Here is a 26,063-nt window from a genome sequence, read left to right on the forward strand (position 1 = left end):
TAACTCCTTAACGCACCGACTTGTCGTAAGGTAATCCCGAAGCGGCGGGTGCGTGTGATTTTCTGGCTGTAACCATGATTACTAATAATGATAGTAGGTATGGTGTAATTTGTAATAATGATGCGTAAGGTTTTAGACTAGGAATAAAGGCTCCTGAAGCGTTTGAAAGTCCATATAGGAACGAGAAGACGAAGGCAATTATACATACTAAGAAAATATTTCATTGACCCATAATCATAATCGCTAAGGCTAGATAACCATACCCTCTAACATCACCATTAAATGAGATTCCGTAAGCTTGTGAGAAGATTGCACCTGCGACACCTGCGATAGCACCTGAGATAGCAACACCTTGTCATTTATATTTATAAACATTAATACCAGCAACATCAGCTGCTTGTGGGTTTTCACCAATGCTTCTAAATCTTAAACCTCATTTAGTTTTGTATAAAGCAAAGGCTGCAACCGCAATAATAATTACTGTAATTACAAGTTTTCATGAAATAATTTCTAAACTTAAAGTACTGTTTTTAACTAATTCAACTGAGTATTGTAGTTCAGCAATGTTTAAAATAGGTTTTTTATTTCCGTGTCCGTGAATTTCTAGCAAGATGATTGAAATACCAAAAGCTAGTAAGTTAATTGCAAAACCTGAAATTGTGTGTTCACTTTTTAGTTTGATTGTGGCAAATCCGTGAAGTAGAGCAAACAATGATGCACATAATGCTGCAAAAATTGTTCCTAAGATTTGTCATCAGCCACTGTTTGCAATATTTGGGTGTTTAACTAGTAGTGTGGCCAAGGTATCGGTGAATGCTAAATAGCTTGCAGCCCCTATAACCATCATCCCATTAATACCAATGTTAACAATACCTACCTTTTCACAGAATAGACCACTGATTCCACCAAGGGTAAAGATACAAAAGAATAGAATTAGCGATGAATAAACATTAAGCGTTAAGGCCATCTTGTACCTCCTTTTTCTTTAGTGTTTCTAGCGCCATGCGTAATCTTCGATCAATAATATCGACAAAAATTGGAGCATATTCGGCGTTAATAGATTTTAAATCAGCAGTTCTTTGTTGACTAATGGCAAATTTACCGGTTTTACCTAATTCTTTCATTTGATTAATTAATTCGTATTTTTTCAAGTTAATTTGTTCGAAATGAACTAAAGTTTGCTCATCAGTATTTTTATAGTTCATTGCATCAGCAAGATATTTATCTTGTAATTTGACGAATTCACTATTTAATAATGAAACTTTATTTTTGTTTGAAACTTCATCAATTTCTCAATTAATTTCATCAGCTTTAATTGAAGATAAACGTTGATTTAATGCTTCATTTTCATTTTTTGTAAATTCTGCAACTAAGGTTTTATTTTCATTACGTAGTTGTTTAAGTTCGCTATTGCAATTTGGCGATACGTATTGAGCTTTAAGAGATTTGATTTGTTCTTTTAAAGCAACTTTTGCTCCTGACACTTGTAATTTAATTTCATCTTTAGAGTAATTTAGCTCTGGATTATTTAAGTCTTCTAGTTTATTATAGTAAACATTTTGGGCATCAAGGATTGCTGAATTCAATTGACTGTAATTTGCCATTTTTTCTGCATGTTTTTGATTAATTAAATCATTAAGTTTTTGAGCTTTTTGAAGTTCAAATTTGGCAATTACAATTTTTGATTCTAATTTTGCAATATCTTTAAGATATTTTTGATTAATTAAATTCAATTTAGCAATCGTTTTGTTAGCGTTTTTGGTTGATACTGTGTATCTTGCGTTGTGATTTTGTGTTTTGTTTTTTGCGTTCAATTTAGCGATAGCTATATTATAACGTTTCAATTTAGAATAAGCTTTATATCTAGGGTCGCTCAATAATGCAAATTTTCCTCTAAAGTACACAATTGGTTTGAATTGAGTAAACATAATTGCAGTAGCTGCTAAGTATAGAATCATTGATGTAATAACTTGGACATCATCTGGTTTTAGGTATAGAGGAGCTTTTTGCAATTTGTAGTTTGCTGTATATAGTGCTGTATAGAATAATGATGTAAAAACAATACCGATTGGAGAGTTTAAAGCCAATAGGCTGATTGCGATACATTCAAAACCTAAGTTAAGAGGTTGGGTAACTGAGTCAAATCTTGCTGATAGACCTAAAACATAGTTGAAGAATCCTGCGACTCCGGCAATCATGGCTGAGAAGGCTAAAACTAGCATTGTTAATTTTTTATCATTAACCCCCATGTATTTACCATTTGATTTAGATATACCTTGCATTCTAATTTTGTAACCTAAACTTGTAAAACTGAAGACAAAGGCAACAGCAATTACTAATACTAATAAAATTATTAGACCAGCAATAGAAAATGCTTTTTTGACTTCTTGACTGATACCAACTATACCTGGGTTAGTACCTGTGTTAACATCATTAAAGTAATATGATATTTGGTTTAAACTGAATTCTGGTCAAATAACATTTGCAGATTTTTGTTGGAAACAAACCATTGCAATGCCAACAATAATTCAGTTAATCATAATAGTAGAAATAACTTCATGCACATTTAAATATGCCTTCAAAACCCCTGCTATTAGACCTGCTATAAAAGCAAAAATCATAGAAAAGACTAGAGCTAATAATAACAATCATACTGGAATTGAGGTATATGATGTGTAACCTAATTTAATGAAAATACCAAATGAAGTTGCACCTGTAATCATCATTTGACCTGGGATACCAATATTGAACAATCCAGCCTTAAAGCTGATTGCACAAGCTAATGATGAGAAACCAAAAATCAATAAGTAGTTTAAAATAACTTCTTTGTTACTTGGCGATTTTAAACTATCAACAACATTAGTAAAGATTGCGAACGGGTTGATAATTCTGTGTTCAAGTAACGATGTTTTTAGGAAGATATAAACTAATGAAAGTACTATCCCGAAAAACAAGGCTCAAAGAGAAGAAGCAACCTTACGACCAGTTGATTTTGTTTTGTCCATTTTGACGAATGAACTGATTTTTTCACTAATCTTGTTGAATGTTTCAATCATAATGTTTTTGTGTTTTGTCATTTACTGCTCCCTCCTTTCTATTTTTAAAGTCTTTATAAATTTGATCAAATGAAGATTTGGCTTCACTTAATTCTTGTTTTCTTTGTTGAATGATAGCTTTATGATTATCTGAAGCTAATTTATAGTTATTTTTAAGTTCTACTAATGTTTCTTTATCAACATCTTTAGAGTGTTGAGCAATGTATAAACTTGATTTAATTGAAGTTTTATCTAATAAAGCTTTTTCAATTAATTTAGCATATTTTTTATTTAGATATGTAATGTAACTATCTTTAGAATCTTCAATATCATTAGGGTTAAATCATGAATCTTGTTCGTTTTGCGTACTTGATGACATGTATTTACCAATTTCTTCACGAGATGAAGTTTTAGCGTCGTTAATTGAAAGAATTTTACCTTCATTAATAACAGCAATTGTATCTGCTAGCGCCAATACTTCGTCTAATTCATATGAAATTAGAAGAATTGCCTTGCCCTTTGCTTTTTCATTTAAGATTTGAGTATGAATATTAGTAATTGCACCAATATCCATACCACGTGTTGGTTGGACAATGATGATGAAATCATGTTCAAACATCATTTCACGTCCAACGATGAATTTTTGTTGATTACCACCCGAGAGTGAACGAGCGATACTTTTAGCACCTTGTGAACTTCTAACGTCATATTTTTCAATAATTTCGTTAGTGAATTCTTTTATGGCTTTAGTTTTAAATACTCCGCCTTTTACGAATTCCTTGTCTCAAAGTCTTCTAATTACTGAGTTTTCTTGAATAGTGAAATCAAGAATTACACCATGGTGGTGTCTATCGGCCGGAATGTAGGCAACATGTTGTCTACTTCTATCTCACGCACCACTTTTTGTAATATCTTTAAACTCATATTCATTTGTGCTATGATTAAATATTTTTAAGTGAACTGAACCTTTGTGAGGCTGTTCAACTCCGCCACAAATGTATTCTAATTCTTCTTGTCCGTTTCCAGCAACCCCTGCAATAGCAAAGATTTCGCCCGCGTGAACATCAAAAGAAATGTTTTTTAAGTTTTTATTTAATTTAGTTGTTGTTATGTTTTTTAGAGAAAACACAACTTCTTTTTTCTCACTTGGTATGTCATTTTTAACTTCAACAACATCGCTACCAACCATTGCTCTAATAATTTGATCCATTGTTGTATCTTTTAAAACAAAGTTTCCAGCAACTTTTCCTAAACGTAAAACAGTTGCAGTATCAGCGACTTGTTCAATTTCTTTTAATTTGTGAGAAATAAAAATTATTGTTTTGCCTGCTTTTTTAAATATTTCAAATGAGTGTAATAACCCTTGAATTTCTTCATCAGTTAAAACAGCAGTTGGTTCGTCAAAAACCAAAATGTCATTTCCACGATAAAGCATTTTCATAATTTCAACTTTTTGTTGAGTTGAAACTGTAGCATCTCCAGATTTTTGGAATAAATCGAAGTGCAATTTATATGTATTTTGAAGTGCTTTTATTTTTTTGATTGCAATGTCTCTATTTAAGACACCCGCATTTTTTGTTCACTCCTCACCAAGGATTATGTTATCTAAGTTTGTATATACGTCAACTAATTTAAAGTGTTGGTGAACCATCCCGATACCCATTTCATTAGCATCGTTTGGTCCAGAAAAAAGCACCTTGTTGCCATTTATAAGGATTTCTCCACTTGTCTGTTCATAAAGACCAAACAAGATTGACATCAAAGTACTTTTACCAGCTCCGTTTTCACCGATTAATGCGTGTATTGTTCCTTTTTTAACTGCAAAAGAAACACTGTCATTAGCGGTAATTCCGGGGAATTTTTTAGTTACGTTAATGAATTCAACAGCATTCATTATTTATTTTCAATTTTTAAAGCGGCATTTAATGCATCGATACGTTCTTGAATGTTTATAATATCGTCACCATCTTGAGTAACTTTTGAAGAATGTAATCATGCTTTTGTTTCTTCATCTAGAGTTTTATATAGCTTTTCAGCTTCATCTAGAGCTTGTTGAGCAAGAATTTGTTTGTCACCTTCGATGTGAGTTTTTGAAACTCCAACTCATCCTCTATCATAACCATGGCTCATGATTGAGTCTTTTTTATCGATTTCTAGTCCTTCAACATCTTTACCTAATGCAAGTGCTGAAACAGCATCATAGGTTGATTGTCCAATGTTTTTAACAATTGATGTAAAGTATGTGTTTTGTTCACTTGAAGCACTTAATGCTTGGTCAACGTCTACACCAATAATGTATTTATTTTTTCCTTTAAATTTAGTGTGTTTTGTAACTTGGAATGTTGTTTGACCAGCAACAGCCATAACAATTTTAGGGTCTGTTGCTAACATGGCATCAACAGCTTTTGTATTTGTTTCATTTTGGTCGAATTCAGCACCTAAATTTACTGAATTAGTTGTAGAGTGAATTTTGGTTGAGTCATCTTTTTGTTGGTTATTTCAGTATAGAATACCTTTCATGAAACCTTCGTTAAAATCAGTAACTCCAGGGAAAGCACCACCACCTAAAGTAGCGAATGATCTATCTTTAAATTCTTTTTCTGTTGATAGGAATTTTGCAGCAGCATATCCAGCAACGAAAGCAGCCTCTTTAGTTTTGAAATCTTGGAATACTGCGTGTCCTGCTAGGTCTTTAACATCAGATAAAGATGTATAGTCAGCACCGATTAAAACGATTCCTAATTCTTTGAACTTCTTAGCATTTTCTGGTTTTTGCAAGAATGCCGAAACGTTTGTTTGGTGTAAGAAACCAGGAAGTAGTCATACTTTGTATTTACTATCTAAAGCTTCTCTATATGCTTGTTCATATTTTCCTTCTTTAACTTCAAGAACAGCGTAGTTATCAGCACTAACTCCGTTTTGAATGTCAGCGAAAGTTAATAGACCTTCTCAAGCCGATTGGTTAAATGATTTATCGTTGATGTCTCCACCATCGTTAATCATCACGATGCTTTTCATTTTTTGTCCTTTTGTGATACCAAATTCTTTATTTAAAGTAATTTTTGTAACAGGGACTGTTGGTCTTTTAGGGTGAGTGAATTCAGTGTGTTTTACTGCAACACCGTTAATTTCTCCACCTTTATCATTGCTACATGCTGCAGCAACCATAGGAAGTGTACCAAGCGCCGATACAGCTCCTAGTCCTAAAAGTAATTTATTTTTCATATTTTTTGCCTCCTAAATATGCGAAGCGAGTTTATTTCTAAACCGCTTGAATAAACTTTTTGTGTTTATCTGTCTATATTATATATATTTATATATTGATATTCTTTTTCCAGAAACTTTACCACATTTGAATATGGTAAAATTTCCAGTTTTAGCAAAAAGTTAATTTTTGTGTATTATAAGACTTAAAATTTTGATTAATACATTTATTTCAAAGTTTGAGAAAAGATAAAAATGTGGAAATTTTTATAATTTTTACGATTTTTTTCAACAAATATATAAAAAAACTCAGCAACGCTGAGTTAAATAATTATTTACCGTTTCTTGAAATTTCAACTAGGTTTGAAAATACTTTAGGTTCGTTAATAGCTAATTCTGAAAGCATTTTTCTGTTAATTGTGATGTTTGCTTTTTTAAGTCCGTTAATGAATTGTGAATATGTAACTCCTTCTGCTCTAGTAGCAGCATTGATACGGGCTATTCATAATTTTCTAAAGTTACGTTTAACTTGTTTACGGTCTCTAAATGCGTATGTTCATGATTTAACAACTGCTTGTTTAGCAACTTTATAACCTATTGATTTGTGTCCAAAATATCCTTTAGCTAGTTTTAGTCATTTTTTTCTTCTAGCTCTAGTAACTGTTCCGCCTTTAACTCTCATAGTTTCCTCTTTCTATATTGTTGAATGTAAGGTTAATTAAAATAACCCTTTGAATCTTTTGATGTCAGATGCGTGCATTTGAACAGATTTACGTGCTTGACGTTTTTGTTTTGTGGTTTTATTTTGGGCTAGGTGTGAACGGTAAGCTTGTTCTCTTAAAACTTTTCCTGTACCTGTAATTTTGATACGTTTTTTAAGAGCACTTTTTGTCTTCATTTTAGGCATAATTACTCCTTAAATTAATCAAAATTATTCTTCATCGTCGAATTCTTCGTCGTCAGAATCATCATTTTGATCTTGTGTAGTGTTCTTATCTACTATATTATTCTCTTTCTTATATTTAGCAACTTTAACTTTATTTGGTTGTAGGTATAGATCAAGAAATCTATTATTCACTAACGTCGCCTCTTTGGTAATTTCAGCAATGTCCTCCAATAATTGGAAGAATCTATTCATTGTGTCATAACCTAATTCAGGACGAGCCATTTCACGTCCACGATATTTTAAACTAACCTTTAGACGGTCACCATCTAGCAAGAATTCTCTCGCTTTACGAGCTTTCACTTGTAAATCGTGGTCTCCAATCATAACTGTTAATCTGATTTGACGATTTTGAATAATTGTTTGTTTTTCCTTAGCAGCTTTTTGCTTTTTCTTTCTTTCATATTTGAATTTTCCATAATCCAATATTCTAGCAATAGGTTTTGGCTCAACGCTTATTAGCACTAAGTCCATTCCGTATTCACGAGCAATCTCGATAGCTTCTCGTGTAGGTTTAACCCCTATCTTATCCCCTTCAGGCCCGATTAAAAAGACTTTTGAAAAAGGGATGTTTGAATTTATCATGTGTTCAGCTGCAGGTTTTTTGTTTCTGGTATTTGTTGGTTGAATATTAACTCCTTTATAATAGATAATTTTTAAAATTAAAATAAAAGTGGTATCTCCACTTTCTAAACTACATCTTAAAAAAGATTTTAATTGTAGCTAGAAACCCAAGGCTATGGCCATCAGGTGAGATGTAATCTACTTTCTGCAATTAAATATTGCTTAATCATTTTACCATAAACTTGTTAATTAATAATTAAATTAAATTTATTCTCCGTTTTATCCATATTCTGTTTATTTGCTGTATTAAAAGTAAAATAAAACGGCACAAAGGCCATTCAAATAATTAATTTCTTCTTTTAAAGAACGAATTCTACATTAATAATTGCTTTTTGTTCGTTTGCTTGATAACTAAATTCTTCTTTATGTTCGTCGAGATATTTAATGACAGCATTTCACATGTTTTGATCATCTAAGTTCATGATTACATCGGCACCATTTTCGCCTTGTTCTCAAATATCATCTAGTTCTCTTTCTAAACGAGTAATTGCTTTTTTGGTATTTGTTTCGTCGTGCAATAAGATTTCCATAATGTTCCTCCAAGTATTTTTAATTTTAAACTTATTTTCATTTTTTACATAATATTCAGGCGATTATTCTTTTGATTCTACTGGAAGTGTATCGTTTCGAAACGCACGCATCAACAAATTCATCGTAGGTTTCCAAATGAGAATGTTTAAGTAATAAATTTTCAATTCCTTCGCTAATTAATTTAATTTTTCTCAATTTATTTATAGGTGTTTTAGTTAAAATACTGATAAATTTTTTATAGTCTTTCTCAATAAAACGAGGACGAGATATTTTCATTGGTGAGTAGTTAGAAATATCTTCGTTATTTTTTAATTTAGTTCGTAAAAGCGATGCTGAAGCAAAGTTTTGATTTGGCAGTTGCGAATGAAAGGGGATATTTCGTTCGATTGTAAAAATTTCAATATTGTAATTATTGTTTACTATTGATTTAACATATTCAAAACCTAAGATATCATTTGGCATAGCAAAATTTTCACCAGTTAAATCTTTTAAAGCCGAAGCGAAAGCTTTTGGGTAAGCCAGTTTTTCTTTCTTGATATAGTGTCTAATAACATGATTGAATTCATCAAGGTTATTTTTTAAAAAATTAGCTAATCTAACCATGCGATCTGGATTGTTTGTTTCCGAACCAAAGACAATTTTGCTGACGCCAGCTCTATGAAGTTTTGCTATTGCGTTCTGGGCAAAGATATGTGCAGCTTGAACAGTTTCTTCAAAAGTTAATTTAAGAACTTTATTAACGCCATATTTTTTGGCAATTTTTTTTCTGTTGTTAAAACTAGTGATAGTATATTCACCTCGTTGCGAAAATTTATCACTCATGACAACGATTATTTTTTCGTTTGGGAAATTCTGTTTTATTCAGTTAATTTGTCTAATATGTCCGTTATGAAAAGGATTATATTCCGCCACGATTCCTATTGCCATTGTTGTCTCCTATCAGAAATATAAGTTAATTGACCAACATCAAGAAATTTATATATTTTGTTATTATTATAAAAAAATTAATTATAATAATTACGAAATTATGCCCAAGTGGTGGAATGGTAGACACCGTAGACTCAAAATCTACTGGAGAAATCCGTGCAGGTTCAAGTCCTGTCTTGGGTACCATATCAGTTTATGACCAAATTTGCAACTAACTTGTTGCATTTTTTATTCCTTTTGTCAATTTGTTAATTAAAAACCGAAATTATTATCGGTTAAAATTAAAGTTGTTTCTTTCGTTTAACTATCATTCTTCAAATTGCTACAGTTAATAAAGCTAGTGGCAGTAATATTGTTAAAAACACAATTACTAAATAAGCTCTCATTCATAACTTGTTACGGTCACGACGAGAATTTTCTATTTGTTCATGGATATCAACACTTCTTTCACCTAAAAAATCACTTAAATCTGCTAAACGTTTCTTATCAATCAATCTCATTGCGACATAAAAACCGATTAATAATGCCATTACAATTGTACTTATTAGACAAAATAGAGGTGTATTTCCAAATCCGTTATCAAGAATTTCTTTTCAATTTAGTTTTAATTTGAAGGTTGGTTCATAGTTAATTTCCGTCATACCTTTTGAATAAATTCCATACACAATGGCAGTAATTAAACCTAAGTAAGTTAGCACGAATATCAAACATCATGTTAAGTCTACACCTTTAAGCACTATTCGACGGTAGGCTAAATGGAAAGTATTCGAGCTTGTCTTGTCTCCTAGTTCTAATGCTTCGCGATAACGTTTAACGGTATTTGATCATTGAATGTTTTCTATCAGATTTTTAATACCAAGAGCTAAGAATATTGCTGCCGTAACTCCAAATGCAATTAGATAACCCCAGTAGCTTTCAACAAAAGGCCCTACTTTTAAATACGCTAACACAAAAAATATAATTGCGGCAGTCATGATTGTAAAACAAATTGTCATATTTATTGTTTTGATATTTTTTTCTGTTCTTATAACCCTGAATGGTCTAGGAGAGATTTGGTTTTTAGGATCTCTTACAATTTTTCCTTCCAGATTTTGGTCATTGCTTGATTTAACAATTTCAATTGTGGATGTATCATTTATTGGTTTTCACTTCATATTTTGTTACCTTTCAGTTCTTACTTATTATATATTCTTTATTAAGATTACAAACTTGTTCCATAAAATGTGGAAATTTCTACTTTTTGGATAGTTTTTGAGGTAATTTGAGCTAAAAAAGTAAAAAAAATTTTTTCGATCTCGCTTTTTAGTGTTTATAATTATTCCGTTATGTTAAAAACAAATTTATTCACTCGTATTAAAAATATTAATGGAATGGCGTCTTGAGCTATTTCGATTTTGAATTAATACCTGTGAAATGAATTTAAAATAAAAATTTATGTAAAAGCAGGTAAAGACACCTGCTTTTTTGAAAAAACTATAGAGGAGCTTCCTACATTAGTAAATAGTTGAGCAGGCGTGCAACGAAACTATTGAAAGGGTAAGGATGCCGAATTGATTATCTGGGCACAGAAATCGATGGCAACAATGCATAACAGTTTGTTGTTCTTTGGAAAATTCCATTGGAGCTATAGTCTACATCTTAATAAATATATTTTATTATTTTGTAAGACTAGGGCTAGAGTCTTACAAAATTTTTATTTTTCAGACGGCAAGTCAAATAACATAACGAATACAATAAGAAAAAAACACAATTAAACATTTTTCGCGAAAGGAAAAATATGAAATTAAAAACAAAATTACTTCTCGCACCCCTGACGTTATCATCGTCACTACCATTAGTGGCGCTAGCTGCGTCATGTTCACAGACGGATAATCAATATGTCGTGGCGAGAGCAACAAGAACAGCAATTAATTCAGTTTATTCTGAATCGGCTTACCATACTGATAGATCTAACTCATATGGTGGTTGACAAAATCGTAACGAAGAAAACATAGCAGCATTATTAATTAGAAAAACAACAAAAAATGATGCAGTTATTAATAATTTGGGCAATGATAAGTATGAAATTGTCAGCCCTTCTGTATGAGGTTACAAATTAGAACTTGCAGGTAAATTTATAGTTACTGATAATAATGGTGCCAAAAAAGAATTTGACAAAGATGATTTCGATGTTAATATCAAACCAGAAAACGGCAAAACCTACAACTATGCAATCTACCAAGGATTTTCAAAAAACCCTAAATCAATTAACTCAAAAGAATTTTTCAATGCTTTAAAAACTGCTAAAAAAGTTCAGATTGAAGTTAAAAAAGGTGTTAAATGAGTTGATAAAAAAGGTGAAGAAACTAAATATGAAGTTGTTGCAAAAGACTTTTACGTTTCATACTTAAGAACCTATTCATTAGGTGTCAATGAAAGAGTTAAATTTGCAGCTGAAAGTAATGTAGAACAAGAAAAAATTACTAAATTAGATGCTGCAACGAATAAAATTTTAGTACCTAACTCAAGCTATTTCACAAATAAAGTTCGTTATCCAAATGAATACTTATACGAACTATTCGGTGTTGAATCAACAGATTTACTTGATGAAAATAAATTCCTTGAAGATGATAAAGTTACTTTTAACAAGAAATCAACTGAAGAAACAGCTGAATTTGCTGATTTAATTGATAACTTAGCTTCTTCACAAGAATTTGTCGCAGCTCCTAGTCAATATATTGCTGAAGTTAACAAATCTGGTAACTTACCAAACATTACATCAAAATCTACTGAAGCCAAATTTGAGTCTGAATTAGTTAAATCGCTTCCAAAAGACAATAAATTAGCTATCGCTGGAGTTTATTGATATGGAATTGACCCAGAATACACATTGTATGCAGGTCCATACATTTATGAAGGTTATTCAAAATCTACATCTGAAGAAAAATATGTAATGAATACTAAATATGCAGATCAAGATTGAGTAAAAAGTGATTCATCTGTTAAAACTATTATCCAAAGATATCAAGGTAGCGGTGATGCTGAACAATTTAAACAAGCATTATGAAATGACTTCAAAAAAGGTCGTTTAACTAGATTACCATATGCTTTAATTCCAACTGCCAACACAACAGATGTTGCAAAATATCCTGAAAAATATGGTGTTAAATACTCTCAAACTTTAAATAAAAGTCAAATTGGTGCTGAACAATTCTGAAATATGTTGCCACATATCTCAGTACCTGAAACAAGTCCAACACGCAAAGCTGATGATGGCAAGCCAGCTCCTTTCGATGTAAATAATGAAGAAGATTTAAATGAATATCTAAAAAATGTTACATTTAATGATGCTTTTTCTAAAATTTTATATGGTGTAGACAGAAAAGAGTTAATTAAAGGAACTGTAAAAGGTGAAGAAAAACTTATGAATTTATTCGCCGGACGTGGTCTAATCTTTAGAAGCTTAATCTCTTCAGCATTTAACTTTGAAGGTATTTCTCAAAAAATAAATTCTCATAAACAAAAAATGAATATTTCAGGTTTTGCGCTAGATGCAAAAATCGGAGGTAATGATGTTGAGGGACATGAACAAGAAAATAATCTACGTGTACATTACAATGACATTAATAAATTATCATTCATTAGTACTGATTACAAATTAAGCAAACCTGTTGAATATCAAGAATTCTTTATTGCGCAAAATGATGCTTCTTCTGAATTGTCAGCCTTTAAATCGCCAAACTTTGAAGAAGTTAAAAGGGAAATGAAAAAATTGCTTGATGAAGCCGGAATCAAAGCAAATGAAAAAGTTTCATGAACACAAGCTTTTAGATGAGTTAACTTTAACCCAGTATTATTTGAACAAGTTTACAAATTAATGCCTCAAATAATTAATGATCTTGACCCTCGTTTAGACTTTAAATCAGTTAAATTTAATGCCGAAAATGAATTGTCTCAATTCTGAGGTCATCACATTTATGGTTGAAGTCCTTATACTATTGGTGGTTGAGGATATGACACAAACTCAATTGGTTCAGGATTTGATGGAATGGTTAATGTATCTAATGCTGATATTTCATTAATGATTTTAGGTTTACAACCAACTGATGCTAAAGCAAAAGAAACTAAATCGAATTTACAAAAAGCATTACCAGAATTAGTTAAAATGTCAGAAGCACTAGTTAAATTTATTAAAGAAGAAAAAGAAGCGGGAAGAATCAAAGTGAGATTCAACGTTGAAGACCTTGCTCAACTATCAACTGAAGAGTTAACTACATTGCGTGACGAATGAACACAATGTTCAATTGAAAACGGAAAATTAAAGATAGTTAATGACAAACAAATCTTTACTGAAAGAGGAGCTATTACAGCCAAATTCTTTAACAAATACGTAAAAACCTTAACCAACGCACAAAACATTAAATTATTAAATGAATTTACTGTATATCTAGGCGTTCCAGTTGAAAGAAGATTCACCTCTGTAGCTGGTTTTGTTCCTTCGTTATCAAATAAAAATTACATTATTCCATTTACTGCAGCTGAAGCAGAATGAGCAATGGATACAAAAGTAGTTAATGAGAAAACAAAAAATAATAAATAAATAAAACAATGTTTAAATATATATTTAAAAGAATGGCGCTCGCCATTCTTACATTGTTTATTATTCTAATTTTCTCATACACACTAATTGTAATTTTCATTAAAAACCCTTATGAAATTAAATTAATTAATGAAACAGATAACTTGCTTAGACAACAATATGAAGCAAAATCTCAAGCTTTTAAAGCTATCCCTGTTTTTACTAAAATAGCAACATATTTCAGTAAATTTTTCTCGGGCGATTTTGGTGAAATTTATATCCCACAGCAAGGTTATGATAATATTCCAGAGTTGTTCTTTGGACCATTAGGTTGATCAATTTTAATTTCATTGCCTTCGTTTATAATCTCGGCATCATTAGGAATTCTAATTGGTGTTTTAGCAGGATATAAACGTGGCACATGAATCGATAACTTAATAAACGCTTTTGTATTCGTGTTTATTGCCGTACCAAGTTTTATTTTAGCCCCGATGTTTTTAAACGTTTTCCAAAAACTTGGATTTGATATTAGATTCATTTCACCATTCGAAATTGGTGATGGTTGGTCTGCAACTATTAAATCAGTAATTCCAGCCATAACAGTAGTTAGTCTTGGTTCATTAGCTGGCTACACATTATACTCACGTAATCAAGTTGTCACAGTGTTGACTTCTAATTATGTATTAATCGCCAAAACTAAAGGATTAAGTGGCGGAGCTATTTTTAGAAAATATGTTTTAAGAAATATCTCAATTCCTTTAGCAACAATCATCATTCCTTCGTACTTAATTCTATTATCCGGATCTATTGTTGTTGAAAAATTCTGATTTATACCAGGTTCAGCAACTATTATTGCAAACTCATTCCCTGCGGGAGAAATCAATATTGTAATGTTTAATATTTTCTTCTTCACCACATTAGGATTATTCACACAAGTTATTGTAGATATTTCTTACCCACTTATCGATCCAAGAATTAAATATGAAGCAAGTAGCGGTATTAATTTATTCAATATTATATCTGCTGCTAAAAAACGTAAATTAGAGTATCAAGCGATGCTTAATAACCAAAACAATGTAACAATTAATAAAGAAGGAGGTGAGTAATATGAGTTTATCCGCAACTGAATTTAATAAAAAATACGGAATTAGTGCTGAACTTCAAGAAAAAATCAAAATTTCTAAAGACGATAAAATCAGTAATAATATTGCTGGTAAACCTAAAATCTTACTAGTTGAAATACTAAAAAGATTTTTTACAAACCCTGCCGTATTAATTGCTTTTATAGTCTTTGTCGCAATTATTTTAATTTCAATAATTGTTTCAGTTACTTCGGATTATCCTGGTGTTCAGAGAATTGATGCTGGCTGATCTTCAGAAGATAAAATTAGAAATATTGAATCATTACCTCCGATGTTCAATCGTATAAAAGAGACAGGTGATCAAACTATTATAAACAACCTTGAAACTTGAAAAAACAATGATTTATATAGCCCTTACTTTACAAACTATGTTAATTTCACCAAAACAAGCCCATCTACACTTACTTATGACCCATACAATTATTATGAAGGTGCTCAATTATGGGCAAAAATTAGAGATATAGAAAAATCATTACCTCAAGACCAAAGCCTTGCAAGTGTTCTTACTGACCAAAAACTATCCGAATTAGTTAACTCAATACCAAAATTACATACTTATTTTGGAACTAATATTCATGGTGCCGACATTTGAACTACAGTTTGAAAAGGCACTTTAGAATCAATTTGAATTGCATTATTTGTTGCAACAGTAGAAATTATTATCGGAGTATTTGTTGGTGCTTATTTAGGTTTTAATGCCGGAAAATGATTGGATACATTTATGATGCGTGTGATTGAAATATTCACATCACCGCCTTCAATTATTTGATTATTACTATTTGTTACAATTTGAGGAACAAACCCTTGAGTTCTGATTGCTGGTTTACTATTTGTTGGTTGAACTGGACCTATTGGAGTAACTCGTTTATTCATCATCACTGTTAAAGATGAAGAATACATTATGGCTGCCAAAAGTATTGGAGCTAGTGAATCAAGAAGAATCTTTTTACACGCTTTACCAGCAATTTTAGGAAAAATTGCAATGAGTTATGTACGTAGAATTCCTTCGGTAATTCTTTCAATTGCTTCTTTAGCCTTCCTAGGATTCTTTAAAGATGATAATTCTGCAAACCTTGGTAAATTTATGCTTGATAACTTAGAATCATCGAAAGAAAATCCTTGGTTATTATTCTTACCAGCGCTAATATTGTTAGGTATTTCAATCAGTTTGCAATTTATTGCAGTAGGTTTACATGACGCCTTAGATCCAAAAGTAATTAAGGTTAAGAGATAGGAGAAATATGAAAAAAAATAATTTAACTTCACTTGAAACTCTTCCTTTAGAAAACGACTTGCTTTTGGACGTGGAAAATTTAAGAGTTGACTTTAAAAACGGACGTAAAAACTTTATTAGAATCGTTCGTGGACTTGATTTAAAAATTAAAAAAGGTGAAATCGTTGGTTTAGTTGGCGAGTCTGGTTCGGGCAAATCAGTAACTTCAAAAGCTTTAATTAACGTTAATGAAGGCGCCTACTTTGTATCGGATAAAATGCAAATTGATAATTTAGATTTGACCAAAATAACAAACGAAAAACAATGACAGGGAATAAGAGGACATTATATTGGTTATATTCCTCAAGACCCTCTTACTTCTTTAAACCCTACTCGTAAAATTGGAAAACAATTATTAGACGCTTTGGATTTAAATAGTGAATGAAGCACAAAACCTTATACTGAAAAACGTAAATATTTAATCGGTTTACTGAGCGAATTTGGTATTGCTAACGCCGAAGAAATATTTGACCGTTACCCTCATACCTTGTCAGGAGGAATGAAGCAAAGGGTTGTTATTACAATGGTTGTTGCCTTAAAACCAAAACTAATAATTGCTGATGAGCCTACAACAGCATTAGACCCAACTGTTCAAGCATCGGTGTTGGCATTATTCGAACGTATCCGTCAAACGATGAATATTTCAATTATTTTAATTAGTCATAACATTAGTGTTGTTGCTAAGTTCTGTGATTATATTTATGTAATGTATGCGGGCAGAATTGTTGAAAGAGGAACTAGAAAAGATATCTTTACCGACCCCCGTCATCCTTATACGTGAGCCCTTATATCTGCTATTCCAGAAAATTCACTAGACCGATTATATTCAATCAAAGGTACACCTCCAGATATGGCTAATTTACCGCTCGGAGATCCGTTCGCACCTAGAAATGAATATGCCTTGGAAATTGATTTCCATAAAGAACCCCCTTTGTTACCGGTGAAAAAACGTCATGCTGCCGCAACATGATTGCTACACCCTGACGCCCCAAAAGTTGAACTTCCTAAAGATTTATTAATTAGATTAGAAAGTTTCAGAAAGGTATTTACTGAAGATGAAGAAAAATAATTCGAAACCAATTTTGGAAATACAAGGTCTTAAAAAATATTTCACCAACGGCGGTATTGTTAATAAAGCTGTTGATGATGTAAGCTTTGACTTACATGAAGGTGAAATTGTTGGTTTAATTGGTGAATCTGGTTCTGGAAAGACAACTGTTGGTCGTTCATTACTTCGTCTTTATGACGATTTCAATGGGTTTGTAATGTTAGATGGTTCAGTTATCAGTGGTAAACGTATTTCAAGAAACCAAACAAAATTTTTACGTAAAAACATTCAAATGATATTCCAAGACCCTCATGCTTCATTGAATGGTCAAAAGAATATATATACAACTTTAAAAGAACCTTTAATTGTAAATGGTATTGTCAAAAACCAAGTTAAAGATATTTTTAAAGATTGGGTTGATGTCAAAGAAATGTATTTCTATACATTCCAACATAAATATAAAACATTAAGACTACAAAATCTTGAATCAATAAACATTTTAGCTAAAGACTTTTTCCCAGATTGAGTTCAAAAATTCAAAACATGAACATTTGATAAGAGTCTTAGTTTTGAGGATAATTTTAATAGTTACTATTCATATTTAGAAGAAAAACAAAATATGGAAAGTCAAATTGTTAACAATCTATACCGCAATACTGATGAACTAATGAGTTTTTATTTTGAAAAACAGCAAGACTTTAGAAATTCTAATTTAGAGCTTGATGAAACCGAATTAAAGCTAGCTAAAGAAAAATATTTAAAAACATTAAAATTGTCTAAAATAACTCTAAAACAATACAATGCGGAACAAAAAATACGTGTGTGACAGAGCGAAATTAAACAATTAATTAAAAATAGAAAGCTTGAAAAAGCAACTAATAAAAACACTTTTGATAACTTTATTACTGAATATCATAAAGATGCAATCATATATAGAAATGCGAAATGAATTTCTGCAAAACTAGATATGTATCTTCACAATATTAAAAACCAGTATTTATCTAAAAAGTTGAATAAGGTTACTAGACAATTGAGATCTTGTCTAAAAGAACTTAAATATACTGAAGTTCGTGACGTTATTAATGAATTAGAAGACTACTCAAAAAACTTCTTCAACAACTACTTATTAAATATCAAATACACGCCAGAAGTTAAGAAAGAAATACTATCAAGCATTGAAAATAATTTTAATTTTAATTTTGACAAACATGTACAGTTAAATACAAATAATTTAAGTGAATTTAATAAAAAAATTGCCAATTTAAAAGATAAAATTAAAGTCAATAAATCAATTGTAGTTGATAAACAAAAAACTGCAAGTCCGCAACAAATCGCTGACGCTAAAGCATCCTATGATAAAGCCATCGAAGTTAATAAAGCGATGCTTGCTGAATATGTGATTGAACATGAGGCTTCTATTGCTAAACTTGATGAAAAGATTCAAGAAGCAGATAAACAATATCATTTGTTAAAAGATATGCAAACTATCACGAATCTTGAAGTTATGAAAGTTCACAATAGTTTTATTAATAAATTAAAATCGTATATGAATGATGCTAAAGCAAAAGGCGAATCAAAAGAGAATTTATTAGAAATTAAAAAATCAATAAGTTTATATCAATCGAAGGTTGAAACAAAACTTGCAACTCTAAAATCCTTTGAAATAGAAGCTAAATATTTGAACCGTGATGTTAAAGCAATTAAGGTATTACTTGGAATCAATACTTCGACCGCGGTTGACTCTAAATTTGTTAAGATTTTAAAAACATTATCTGGAAATATTATTGCCAAAATTATGATTGAAAACTTATTAATCAAGACAACAATTTATAAATCACTTGAAGATGTTGGATTGCTTAAACAATTTGCTTATCGTTATCCACACGAATTCTCTGGAGGACAACGTCAAAGAATTGTTATTGCCCGTGCTTTGATTACACAACCAAAAGTAATTGTTGCAGATGAGCCAATTGCTTCGTTAGATATTTCAATTCAAGCACAGGTTGTAAATTTATTAAAAGATTTATGTGAAAAGAAAAATATCGGTATGATTTTTATTGCTCATGATTTATCAATGATTGAATATATTGCTGATAGAGTGCAAATTATGCACTATGGTAAGATAGTTGAAAGCGGAGATACTGACAAAGTTTATCAAAAACCAGTTCACCCATATACTATTAACTTATTTAAAGCAATACCTAAAATTTCAAATGCAAACGAAAAATTCGAGAATATTAATTTTGAATTAACTTATTTACAAGGTCAACAATATCCCAACGTACCTCAATTGTTCAAAGTCGAACAAGATCATTATATTTACGGTACTAAAGCACAAGCAATGGAATGAGCGAGTGCATTTAATCTTTCAGTAGAACAAGTTGACGCTAAAACTATTAAATAATGAAAAAGTATTTTAAAGAATCATTTAAACGTACTAAAACCATTCATTTTTCAGTAGTTTTGGTATTAGGATGAGCTTTATTTATAGCTGTGGTTCTTGTCCAACATTTTGGCAATAAATATAACGGAAATTTAAAATATGTATTTGGCGATGCTTTTTTAGCTACTGGATTATTATATTTATCCTATGGTGTTATTGCATTATCTATTAAAGCCGGATTAGGTTCAGGTTTAGTTAAAATTAGCGAAAATCGAAACCAGACAAAACTCCAATTAAAAATTAATAAGTTGCAAAGGAATGCTTCACTAAGTACCGACCAACGCATTGAATTGCGTGTACTCAATGATGAACTGGAGCAACTTAAAACTAAACAATCTCAAAACGAGAAAGTTAAACACCACAATTTTATATTTTGATTATTAGTAATATTAGGAATAGTATTATTATTAGTCTCAATTTCTTTAATCTATTTATAATAATCAGACGTTACTGATCAAAATCTAACCCGAGGGTTAGATTTTTTTACTTATTTCACAGAAAAACGTGTGAATTTGTCAATAAAAAACCAACCACTGAGGGTCGGTTTATGATTATAGTTTATTTTCAAACTGAGCTTTGGATGCTTTGACCCAGAATATTGCTTGTGTCTAATGTATATCCGGCAGCGGCTAATTCATTTTTATTTTTGTAAATTGTTGTTGAATCTTTTTTAAAGTCTGCAACAGGGTTTACAAGAATTGAATTTCCTTCTGCATCGGTATATTGAATTAAGTAAATTTTGTTATTTTGTTTATCTTTAAAATCTAAAATTTGAATATCAGCAGGGAAGTTGAAATATAGTGAGTAAGCAACTAACTCTGTTAAACCTAATTTACCTATACCTTCATTATATTTTTGAATGGTTTGTGTGAATTCTTCAATATTTTCTTTATCGGCATAGTGCTTGTTAGTTATGTTCTTATGTTTTTTATAAAATGCTTCCGGATCATTTGCAAAGTCTGTAATTCTATTGTCAATGTTTTGATCTAACTTAGCAAAACCTTCGTTAGTAAACATTGCATAGACACCTTCTTGAGTTGGAGCATAATTTTTGTTAATTCAAAAATCTTTTTTGGGGTTTTCCAGAACATAATAAATTGGAGCTAATGAATTTAATAGATTGTGTTCATTAGTTTGGTCGACTTTCTTTATAAATTTAGAAAGTGTTGAAATAGTTTGTTTGTATGCTTTTGTAAAGGTTTCAACAGATTGAGTAGCCATAAATTCGTTATTTTTTATCATATCAACAATTGCATTTGGAATGATAATTGTTGATTCGATATTAACGTCTGCTACTGATTTGTTGTATGTAAATACATTTAAGCCTTCATGTTCTAAAGGTTCATATAAAGTTTTTTCAACTTTTGTATTATCGGTTCAAATTTTATTTAAAACAGTGTGACCAAATGGCGATTTACCAAATAGATATTCCATTAATAAAATTTGAGCCTGCGATGTAATGTTTGCGTTTATGATATTTTTTTGTTTATCTTTGAAGATAACTAATTTGTTTGATAATTTAGCATTTTCAATTTTGAATAATACATTAAATTTATCTAAAGTTAAATAGTTTATTTCATTAACATCATTATCGAAGAAATTCTTAAACGTTAAAAGAACTTTGTTAAATTCTTCTTTTTCTTGATCGGTGTTATTAGGATAAATATTAGCTTTAATTAATTTTTGCTTGAATTCATCAAATGTTTTATTTGCAAAAATAGAGTTGTTTTTGTTATGTCTTTGGGCAGTTTTTAATAAGTCGTTATCGGTAAAAGGATTAACACATGAAACAGTAGCAATTGGCGCTAAGCTCATAATTGGCGAAACTGATAAAAGTAATTTTTTATTCATATTTCCTCCTATAAGGTTGCATTGTAGTTTCAAGATTTGAAACCAAGATAGCAAATTGCTATTGAAATGGCGCAAATCACTGAGCAAAAACTTAATATACCAATTGCATATGCTTTGTGAGAACGATATTCACCCGCTAATTCGGTTTCTAGATTTATGTGACGGATAGCTTCGACACCATGAGTCACACGGTGAATAATTAATGAGCAAACAATGATGATTGCTAGTGAAATGATTCCAGCTAATAACCACACAATGGTGCGTGTTTTAATATTAATTTTTTTCATCTTATAACCTATCCTTTAATTGTGCTACCTTGACGACTAATTGCATTCATTATTTTGTTTCTAGCAACAAAGAAGAAAATGAACATAGGTAAGATAACCCAAATTGCTCCGGCCATCTTAATGTTGTAGTATGTTCTTTCGTCTGCTGTGGTGTGGTCAACACCGACACCAAATAATCAAACTGACATAACTCTATAATCGGTACCAGCGATCAATGAAGGTCATAGGAATGAGTTTCAAGAGGCTAGTGTAGTAAGGATGATAACTGTTAATGTTGTAGGGGCAACCATTGGGATTGCGATTTTGAATAGGTATTTAGCGCCGACTGCACCATCAACCATAGCAACTTCTTTGATTCTGTTTGGAATTGATTCAAAGGCGTTTCTAAACATTAATCCGTTAAATATTGAAGCCACAAAAGGAATAGCAATAACAAACAAGTTATAGTTAAATAAGTTAAATTTGTCGCTGTCTTGTGGTTTTAGAGCATTATCCATTTGGACAACAACTCATCTTTGCCCTGAAAGCAAGGCAACTTCTGGTAAGACAAGAATTGTCATTAATAAGAATCATACAAATTCCTTGCCTCATCATTTTTTCAAACTGAATGCGTAACCTAATAACATTGTGATAAATATTTTTAAAACAATTGAAATTAAAACGTTAGCAAAAGTAAGAATGAATGAGAATAAGTAACCTTGTTGTCAACCTTGTTCTCAAGGTCAAAATGATTTTGTTTGACCAGTTGCGGCTGTTGCAAGGTTTTTACCCAATTCTCATGTTTGTGGTCAGATACCAGCTTGACCAGTTTTAACTAAGTCGGCTTGATTGTTGCTCATTGATGAAATTAGAATCATGTAAGCGAATGGAATCAAGACAACCATAGCAAAGAATACCAATAAAATTAATTTGATAAAATACTTCGTAAATATTGTTAAAAGAGAACTATCATGTACTTGAAGAGTAACTGAATCTCTTTTGCGTCTTAGCTTTATGTTCGCTAATTTCCGCTGAATTCTTAATTTTGTTTCAAACATCAGATTCTCCTTTATTGATTGAGGCAAGAGTTAATACTCTAAATCCTGAACGAATGATTGTTGAGTATGAAACACCAATAATGAATAAAATAATTGATGCTGCACCAGCAAGTTCGTAGTTGTTTTGTTGTACGAAGTAGTAAATGAATAACATAATAGTTGAGGCACCGGCATTAAAGGCTTGTTCAGGTTTCATCTCAAAAAGAGCAAGAGGAAAGACTTTAATTCCGTTGATAATACCCATAGTCATAATGAATGTTATTGTTTTATTGATAGAAGGTAGTGTGATAGTGAAAAATTGTTTAGTTCCGCCAACACCATCAATTGAAGCAGATCTATATAGGTTTTTATCCACTGAAAGCATAGCAGTAGTGAATAATAAGATATTGAAAGCTAATGAGCCTCAAACACCATTGACTAGCATAACAAATAAGGCTTTGAATGCAACTTCACCTTCTTTGGTTGCTTGTAATCATGGTGTGTTGCCTTTAAACCCGAATCATCTGGCAATTTGGTTAAATTGTCCATCTGGTTGGAAGATTTGAACAAAGGCTAGCGATACGGCAACAATATTAGTAACGTAAGGTAAGAAGAAAATTGTTTGTAAAAATCCTCTTAATTTTTTACGAATAACTGTTGCTATTAAAGATGATACTAATAGTGAAACAATCATAGAAATTGGTAACACTAAAAGTCCATAAATGAATGAGTTTCTTATCCCAACAGCAAATTTCAGTTGTTTGAACAAGTCAACAACATTTCCAAAGCCAACTCAAGTTGTAGTTTTTTCACCATTAGAATTTTGTACATGAGTGAATGTAGATTTAATGTTAATGATAAAAGGCACAACTGAGAAAGTGATTAGAACTGCCAATGCCGGCAAGATTAAAATCAATGCGACAATGAATGGAGTTCTACGATCAACAACCGACTCAGAAATAGCGTTGTTTTTCTTTGCTTGTTTATTGATAGAGAAATTGAATAAAAATCTGTTATTTGTTTCTAAACTCTTTCTCTTAAAGTAATTATTGAACATCGTACTCAATTCTTTCTTCGCTTATTGCGTCAAAAATATGTAGTCTGTCAGATGGGATATTAAAGTGTAAATCATCGCCAACATGGAAATTGTATTTATTGTTGACAAGGAAGTTTAGTTTTGTGTCTTTGTTTAAAGTAACAACTAATTTTGATTCTTTACCAAATTGTTCAACAGTCGTTACTTTTCCGTGGAATTGCGCTTGTGAAGCGTCTTCAATGATTGTGTAATCTTCGGCACGAACTCCAACATTAACTTCAGCAGAATCTTTGTCTTGCAATTTAATTCCAGGAATATTAACTCCTAAAACTTTTAATACACCATTTGTGTAATCACCAGACAATAGACCCATTTCAGGCATACCTAGAAAACGAGCAACGAATTGGTTGACTGGTTTGTTATATAGTTCCATTGGTGTACCCATTTGTTGTACTTTAGCAGTAGACATACATACAACGATGTCTGAAATTGACATAGCTTCTTCTTGGTCATGAGTAACAAATACTGTTGTAATACCTAAACTTTGTTGAATTTCACGGATTCATTGTCTTGTGTTGATACGTAGTTTAGCATCTAGGTTAGACAATGGTTCATCCATTAACAAGATTTTAGGTTTTTTAACAATAGCACGTGCAATAGAAACACGTTGTTGTTGTCCACCAGATAATCTCGTTGGTTTTTTCTGTAAAATAGGCAAGATATTTACACGTTTAGCAACTTCTAAAACATCTCTGTGAAGCGCTTTTTTAATTGAAATAATATCTTTAGAAATTTCTTCAATTTCAGCACGTTCTTCAGGTGTTAAATTGAAGTTGCGCAATTTTTTATCTTCCTTAATGATACGCACAAAATCGTATTTATCATTCAATTCTTTGTGAATACGGTTGTATTCTTTTTGCATTATTACAGGAATTTTTTTCATGTTACGTTTAGCACGAGCAATGTGTTCTTTACTAATAGTACGTAACTCAACCTCAGCATCCTTAAGTTCTTTCTTAAGTTGCTTAATTTTGTCAACACTTTCGTCTTGAATGTTAATTAATTTCATGGCGTGTCTACAAATTGTTTGGTTGACAAGAAGTTTTTTCTCTAGTTTTGCTAATTTAATAGCATCTGCTTTAGAGTAATCTAACTTGTTTAATTCGTCAATTCTTGCTAATAATTCTTCGTATTCAGCATATTTTTTCTCTAATTGAGCATAATCATGTGTAAATGCTCAAATGTGTTGTGTGTCTTTAGAAGCTTTCACAACCTGAGGTTTTTTGAATACCAATAGACCTGATTCTTCAATTTCTTGAATCATTGGGCAAGGTAAAACTTCTCTTACGATACCGTTTGATTTTTCTATTGATTTTTCAAATTTGATATTAGATACGATTTTTTTGTAGTCTTCTTTCAAGTCACTGAAACGTTCTAATACGTTTTTGGCAAGTATGGAAGATTTTGCTTCATATTTGTTAAGAGCAAGTTTGTAAGCGCTTTGTGCCATTGAAAAATTGTGTCTTCTCTTTGAAATAGACTTAGATAGCAATCTTTCTAATTCATCTAGAACAGCACGAGTATTTTCCACTGTTTCTAAATATGATTGTGTCTCTAATTCACTTGCGCCTAATTTTTTTAGGTAAATGTTATTTATTTTTGTTTGTGCAATCAAACTTTTGGTAATGATACCATTTTGTCAGGCTGCATCATTTTTAAGAGGGAACGCAATGTTTGCATACACACTCATGTGTGGATATAAAGCATAGTTTTGGAAAACAAAACCAATTTTACGTTTTTGTGGAGTAAGTGCAGTAACGTTTTTACCATAAAATCTTACTTTACCACTACTAATAGTTAGTAATCCTGAAATCGCGTTTAGAGCGGTTGTTTTACCTGAACCGGATGGTCCTAGAAGTGTAACTAATTTACCTTCAGGTATTTTGAAACTAACGTCATCAACAGCTAATGTTTCACCGAAATCGATGTAAACATTTTTCAATTCAATAGCTGGCAATGATTTATCTTCTTTGTGCGCTATAACAGATTCCAAAATTCTTCTGTATTCTTGATAGTCTTCCTCTGTATATTTTGATGCAGACACATTAATTTTGTTAAATAATTTTTTAAGTAATCTCATAATGG

At 31.2% G+C, this 26,063-nt stretch carries 21 protein-coding genes, 1 tRNA gene and 1 riboswitch; of the genes, 7 read left to right on the forward strand and 15 right to left on the reverse strand.

What is annotated here, in order from left to right:
- Window positions 1–7: 7 nt before the first annotated feature.
- The 9 genes from HLA87_RS03040 to HLA87_RS03080 all read right to left on the reverse strand — a co-directional run bounded on the left by HLA87_RS03040 (window position 8) and on the right by HLA87_RS03080 (window position 9,264).
- Window positions 8–967, reverse strand: coding sequence for an ABC transporter permease (locus HLA87_RS03040; RefSeq protein WP_171111808.1), 960 nt, complete (start codon window positions 965–967; stop codon window positions 8–10).
- Complete coding sequence (locus tag HLA87_RS03045; RefSeq protein ID WP_171111810.1) at window positions 951–3,077, reverse strand: ABC transporter permease subunit; 2,127 nt, start codon at window positions 3,075–3,077, stop codon at window positions 951–953. The genes HLA87_RS03040 and HLA87_RS03045 overlap by 17 nt, the downstream gene beginning before the upstream one ends.
- Window positions 3,031–4,929, reverse strand: a complete 1,899-nt coding sequence (locus HLA87_RS03050) for an ABC transporter ATP-binding protein (RefSeq protein ID WP_171111812.1) — start codon at window positions 4,927–4,929, stop codon at window positions 3,031–3,033. The genes HLA87_RS03045 and HLA87_RS03050 overlap by 47 nt, the downstream gene beginning before the upstream one ends.
- A complete protein-coding gene (locus tag HLA87_RS03055) occupies window positions 4,929–6,260 on the reverse strand; it encodes a BMP family ABC transporter substrate-binding protein (protein ID WP_171111820.1) in 1,332 nt (443 codons plus the stop codon). The genes HLA87_RS03050 and HLA87_RS03055 overlap by 1 nt, the downstream gene beginning before the upstream one ends.
- A gap of 310 nt (window positions 6,261–6,570) precedes the next feature.
- Window positions 6,571–6,921: a 50S ribosomal protein L20 gene (gene rplT, locus HLA87_RS03060; protein WP_171111822.1), complete on the reverse strand. Its 351-nt coding sequence runs from the start codon at window positions 6,919–6,921 to the stop codon at window positions 6,571–6,573.
- Between the two features lie 36 nt (window positions 6,922–6,957).
- Window positions 6,958–7,146: a 50S ribosomal protein L35 gene (rpmI, locus tag HLA87_RS03065; RefSeq protein ID WP_004419201.1), complete on the reverse strand. Its 189-nt coding sequence runs from the start codon at window positions 7,144–7,146 to the stop codon at window positions 6,958–6,960.
- Between the two features lie 24 nt (window positions 7,147–7,170).
- Window positions 7,171–7,767, reverse strand: coding sequence for a translation initiation factor IF-3 (infC, locus tag HLA87_RS03070; RefSeq protein ID WP_171111824.1), 597 nt, complete (start codon window positions 7,765–7,767; stop codon window positions 7,171–7,173).
- A 338-nt stretch (window positions 7,768–8,105) separates the two neighbouring features.
- Window positions 8,106–8,336, reverse strand: a complete 231-nt coding sequence (locus HLA87_RS03075; protein WP_171111827.1) for a hypothetical protein — start codon at window positions 8,334–8,336, stop codon at window positions 8,106–8,108.
- Window positions 8,337–8,367: 31 nt separating this feature from the next.
- Window positions 8,368–9,264, reverse strand: coding sequence for a nucleotidyltransferase (locus HLA87_RS03080; RefSeq protein ID WP_171111829.1), 897 nt, complete (start codon window positions 9,262–9,264; stop codon window positions 8,368–8,370).
- 102 nt (window positions 9,265–9,366) lie between these two features.
- On the opposite strand from HLA87_RS03080, the gene HLA87_RS03085 reads away from it, so the two are divergent.
- Window positions 9,367–9,450, forward strand: a tRNA-Leu gene (locus tag HLA87_RS03085).
- 95 nt (window positions 9,451–9,545) lie between these two features.
- On the opposite strand, the gene HLA87_RS03090 is transcribed toward HLA87_RS03085, so the two are convergent.
- The gene (locus HLA87_RS03090; protein ID WP_171111831.1) at window positions 9,546–10,418 is read right to left on the reverse strand and encodes an MSC_0882 family membrane protein; all 873 of its coding nucleotides are present in this window, start codon (window positions 10,416–10,418) and stop codon (window positions 9,546–9,548) included.
- A gap of 314 nt (window positions 10,419–10,732) precedes the next feature.
- Window positions 10,733–10,899: riboswitch (Lysine riboswitch) on the forward strand.
- Window positions 10,900–11,041: 142 nt separating this feature from the next.
- On the opposite strand from HLA87_RS03090, the gene HLA87_RS03095 reads away from it, so the two are divergent.
- From HLA87_RS03095 to HLA87_RS03120, 6 genes are read left to right on the forward strand one after another with little or no spacing between them, the layout of a single operon-like run.
- Window positions 11,042–13,843 (forward strand): OppA family ABC transporter substrate-binding lipoprotein, encoded by a 2,802-nt coding sequence (locus HLA87_RS03095; protein WP_171111833.1) that lies wholly within the window; start codon window positions 11,042–11,044, stop codon window positions 13,841–13,843.
- 32 nt (window positions 13,844–13,875) lie between these two features.
- Window positions 13,876–14,928 carry an ABC transporter permease gene (locus HLA87_RS03100; RefSeq protein ID WP_237022743.1) on the forward strand — a complete coding sequence of 351 codons (1,053 nt, stop codon included), beginning with the start codon at window positions 13,876–13,878 and terminating at the stop codon, window positions 14,926–14,928.
- Between the two features lies 1 nt (window position 14,929).
- On the forward strand, window positions 14,930–16,198 hold the full coding sequence (locus HLA87_RS03105) for an ABC transporter permease (RefSeq protein WP_237022744.1): 1,269 nt from the start codon (window positions 14,930–14,932) through the stop codon (window positions 16,196–16,198).
- Between the two features lie 7 nt (window positions 16,199–16,205).
- Window positions 16,206–17,306: an ABC transporter ATP-binding protein gene (locus tag HLA87_RS03110; protein WP_171111837.1), complete on the forward strand. Its 1,101-nt coding sequence runs from the start codon at window positions 16,206–16,208 to the stop codon at window positions 17,304–17,306.
- Window positions 17,293–19,689, forward strand: coding sequence for an ATP-binding cassette domain-containing protein (locus tag HLA87_RS03115; protein WP_171111839.1), 2,397 nt, complete (start codon window positions 17,293–17,295; stop codon window positions 19,687–19,689). Before HLA87_RS03110 ends, HLA87_RS03115 begins: the two co-directional genes overlap by 14 nt.
- The gene (locus HLA87_RS03120) at window positions 19,689–20,165 is read left to right on the forward strand and encodes a hypothetical protein (RefSeq protein WP_171111841.1); all 477 of its coding nucleotides are present in this window, start codon (window positions 19,689–19,691) and stop codon (window positions 20,163–20,165) included. The genes HLA87_RS03115 and HLA87_RS03120 overlap by 1 nt, the downstream gene beginning before the upstream one ends.
- A 121-nt stretch (window positions 20,166–20,286) precedes the next feature.
- Here the strand turns inward: HLA87_RS03120 and HLA87_RS03125 are convergent, their stop codons facing one another.
- Genes HLA87_RS03125 through HLA87_RS03145 form a run of 5 tightly spaced genes read right to left on the reverse strand, consistent with a single transcriptional unit; the run spans window position 20,287 to window position 26,058 of the window.
- Window positions 20,287–21,579, reverse strand: coding sequence for an RNA-binding protein (locus HLA87_RS03125; RefSeq protein ID WP_171111844.1), 1,293 nt, complete (start codon window positions 21,577–21,579; stop codon window positions 20,287–20,289).
- Window positions 21,580–21,587: 8 nt separating this feature from the next.
- Entirely contained in the window at window positions 21,588–21,866 is a 279-nt protein-coding gene (locus HLA87_RS03130; RefSeq protein ID WP_171111846.1) for a hypothetical protein, read from the reverse strand.
- 8 nt (window positions 21,867–21,874) lie between these two features.
- On the reverse strand, window positions 21,875–22,903 hold the full coding sequence (locus HLA87_RS03135; protein WP_171111847.1) for a carbohydrate ABC transporter permease: 1,029 nt from the start codon (window positions 22,901–22,903) through the stop codon (window positions 21,875–21,877).
- On the reverse strand, window positions 22,812–23,939 hold the full coding sequence (locus HLA87_RS03140) for a carbohydrate ABC transporter permease (protein ID WP_171111849.1): 1,128 nt from the start codon (window positions 23,937–23,939) through the stop codon (window positions 22,812–22,814). Before HLA87_RS03140 ends, HLA87_RS03135 begins: the two co-directional genes overlap by 92 nt.
- The gene (locus HLA87_RS03145; RefSeq protein WP_171111851.1) at window positions 23,929–26,058 is read right to left on the reverse strand and encodes an ATP-binding cassette domain-containing protein; all 2,130 of its coding nucleotides are present in this window, start codon (window positions 26,056–26,058) and stop codon (window positions 23,929–23,931) included. Before HLA87_RS03145 ends, HLA87_RS03140 begins: the two co-directional genes overlap by 11 nt.
- Between the last annotated feature and the right edge of the window lie 5 nt (window positions 26,059–26,063).

The sequence above is a fragment of the Mycoplasma miroungigenitalium genome (assembly GCF_013008635.1).
GTDB lineage: Bacteria > Bacillota_I > Bacilli_A > Mycoplasmatales > Metamycoplasmataceae > Mycoplasmopsis > Mycoplasmopsis miroungigenitalium.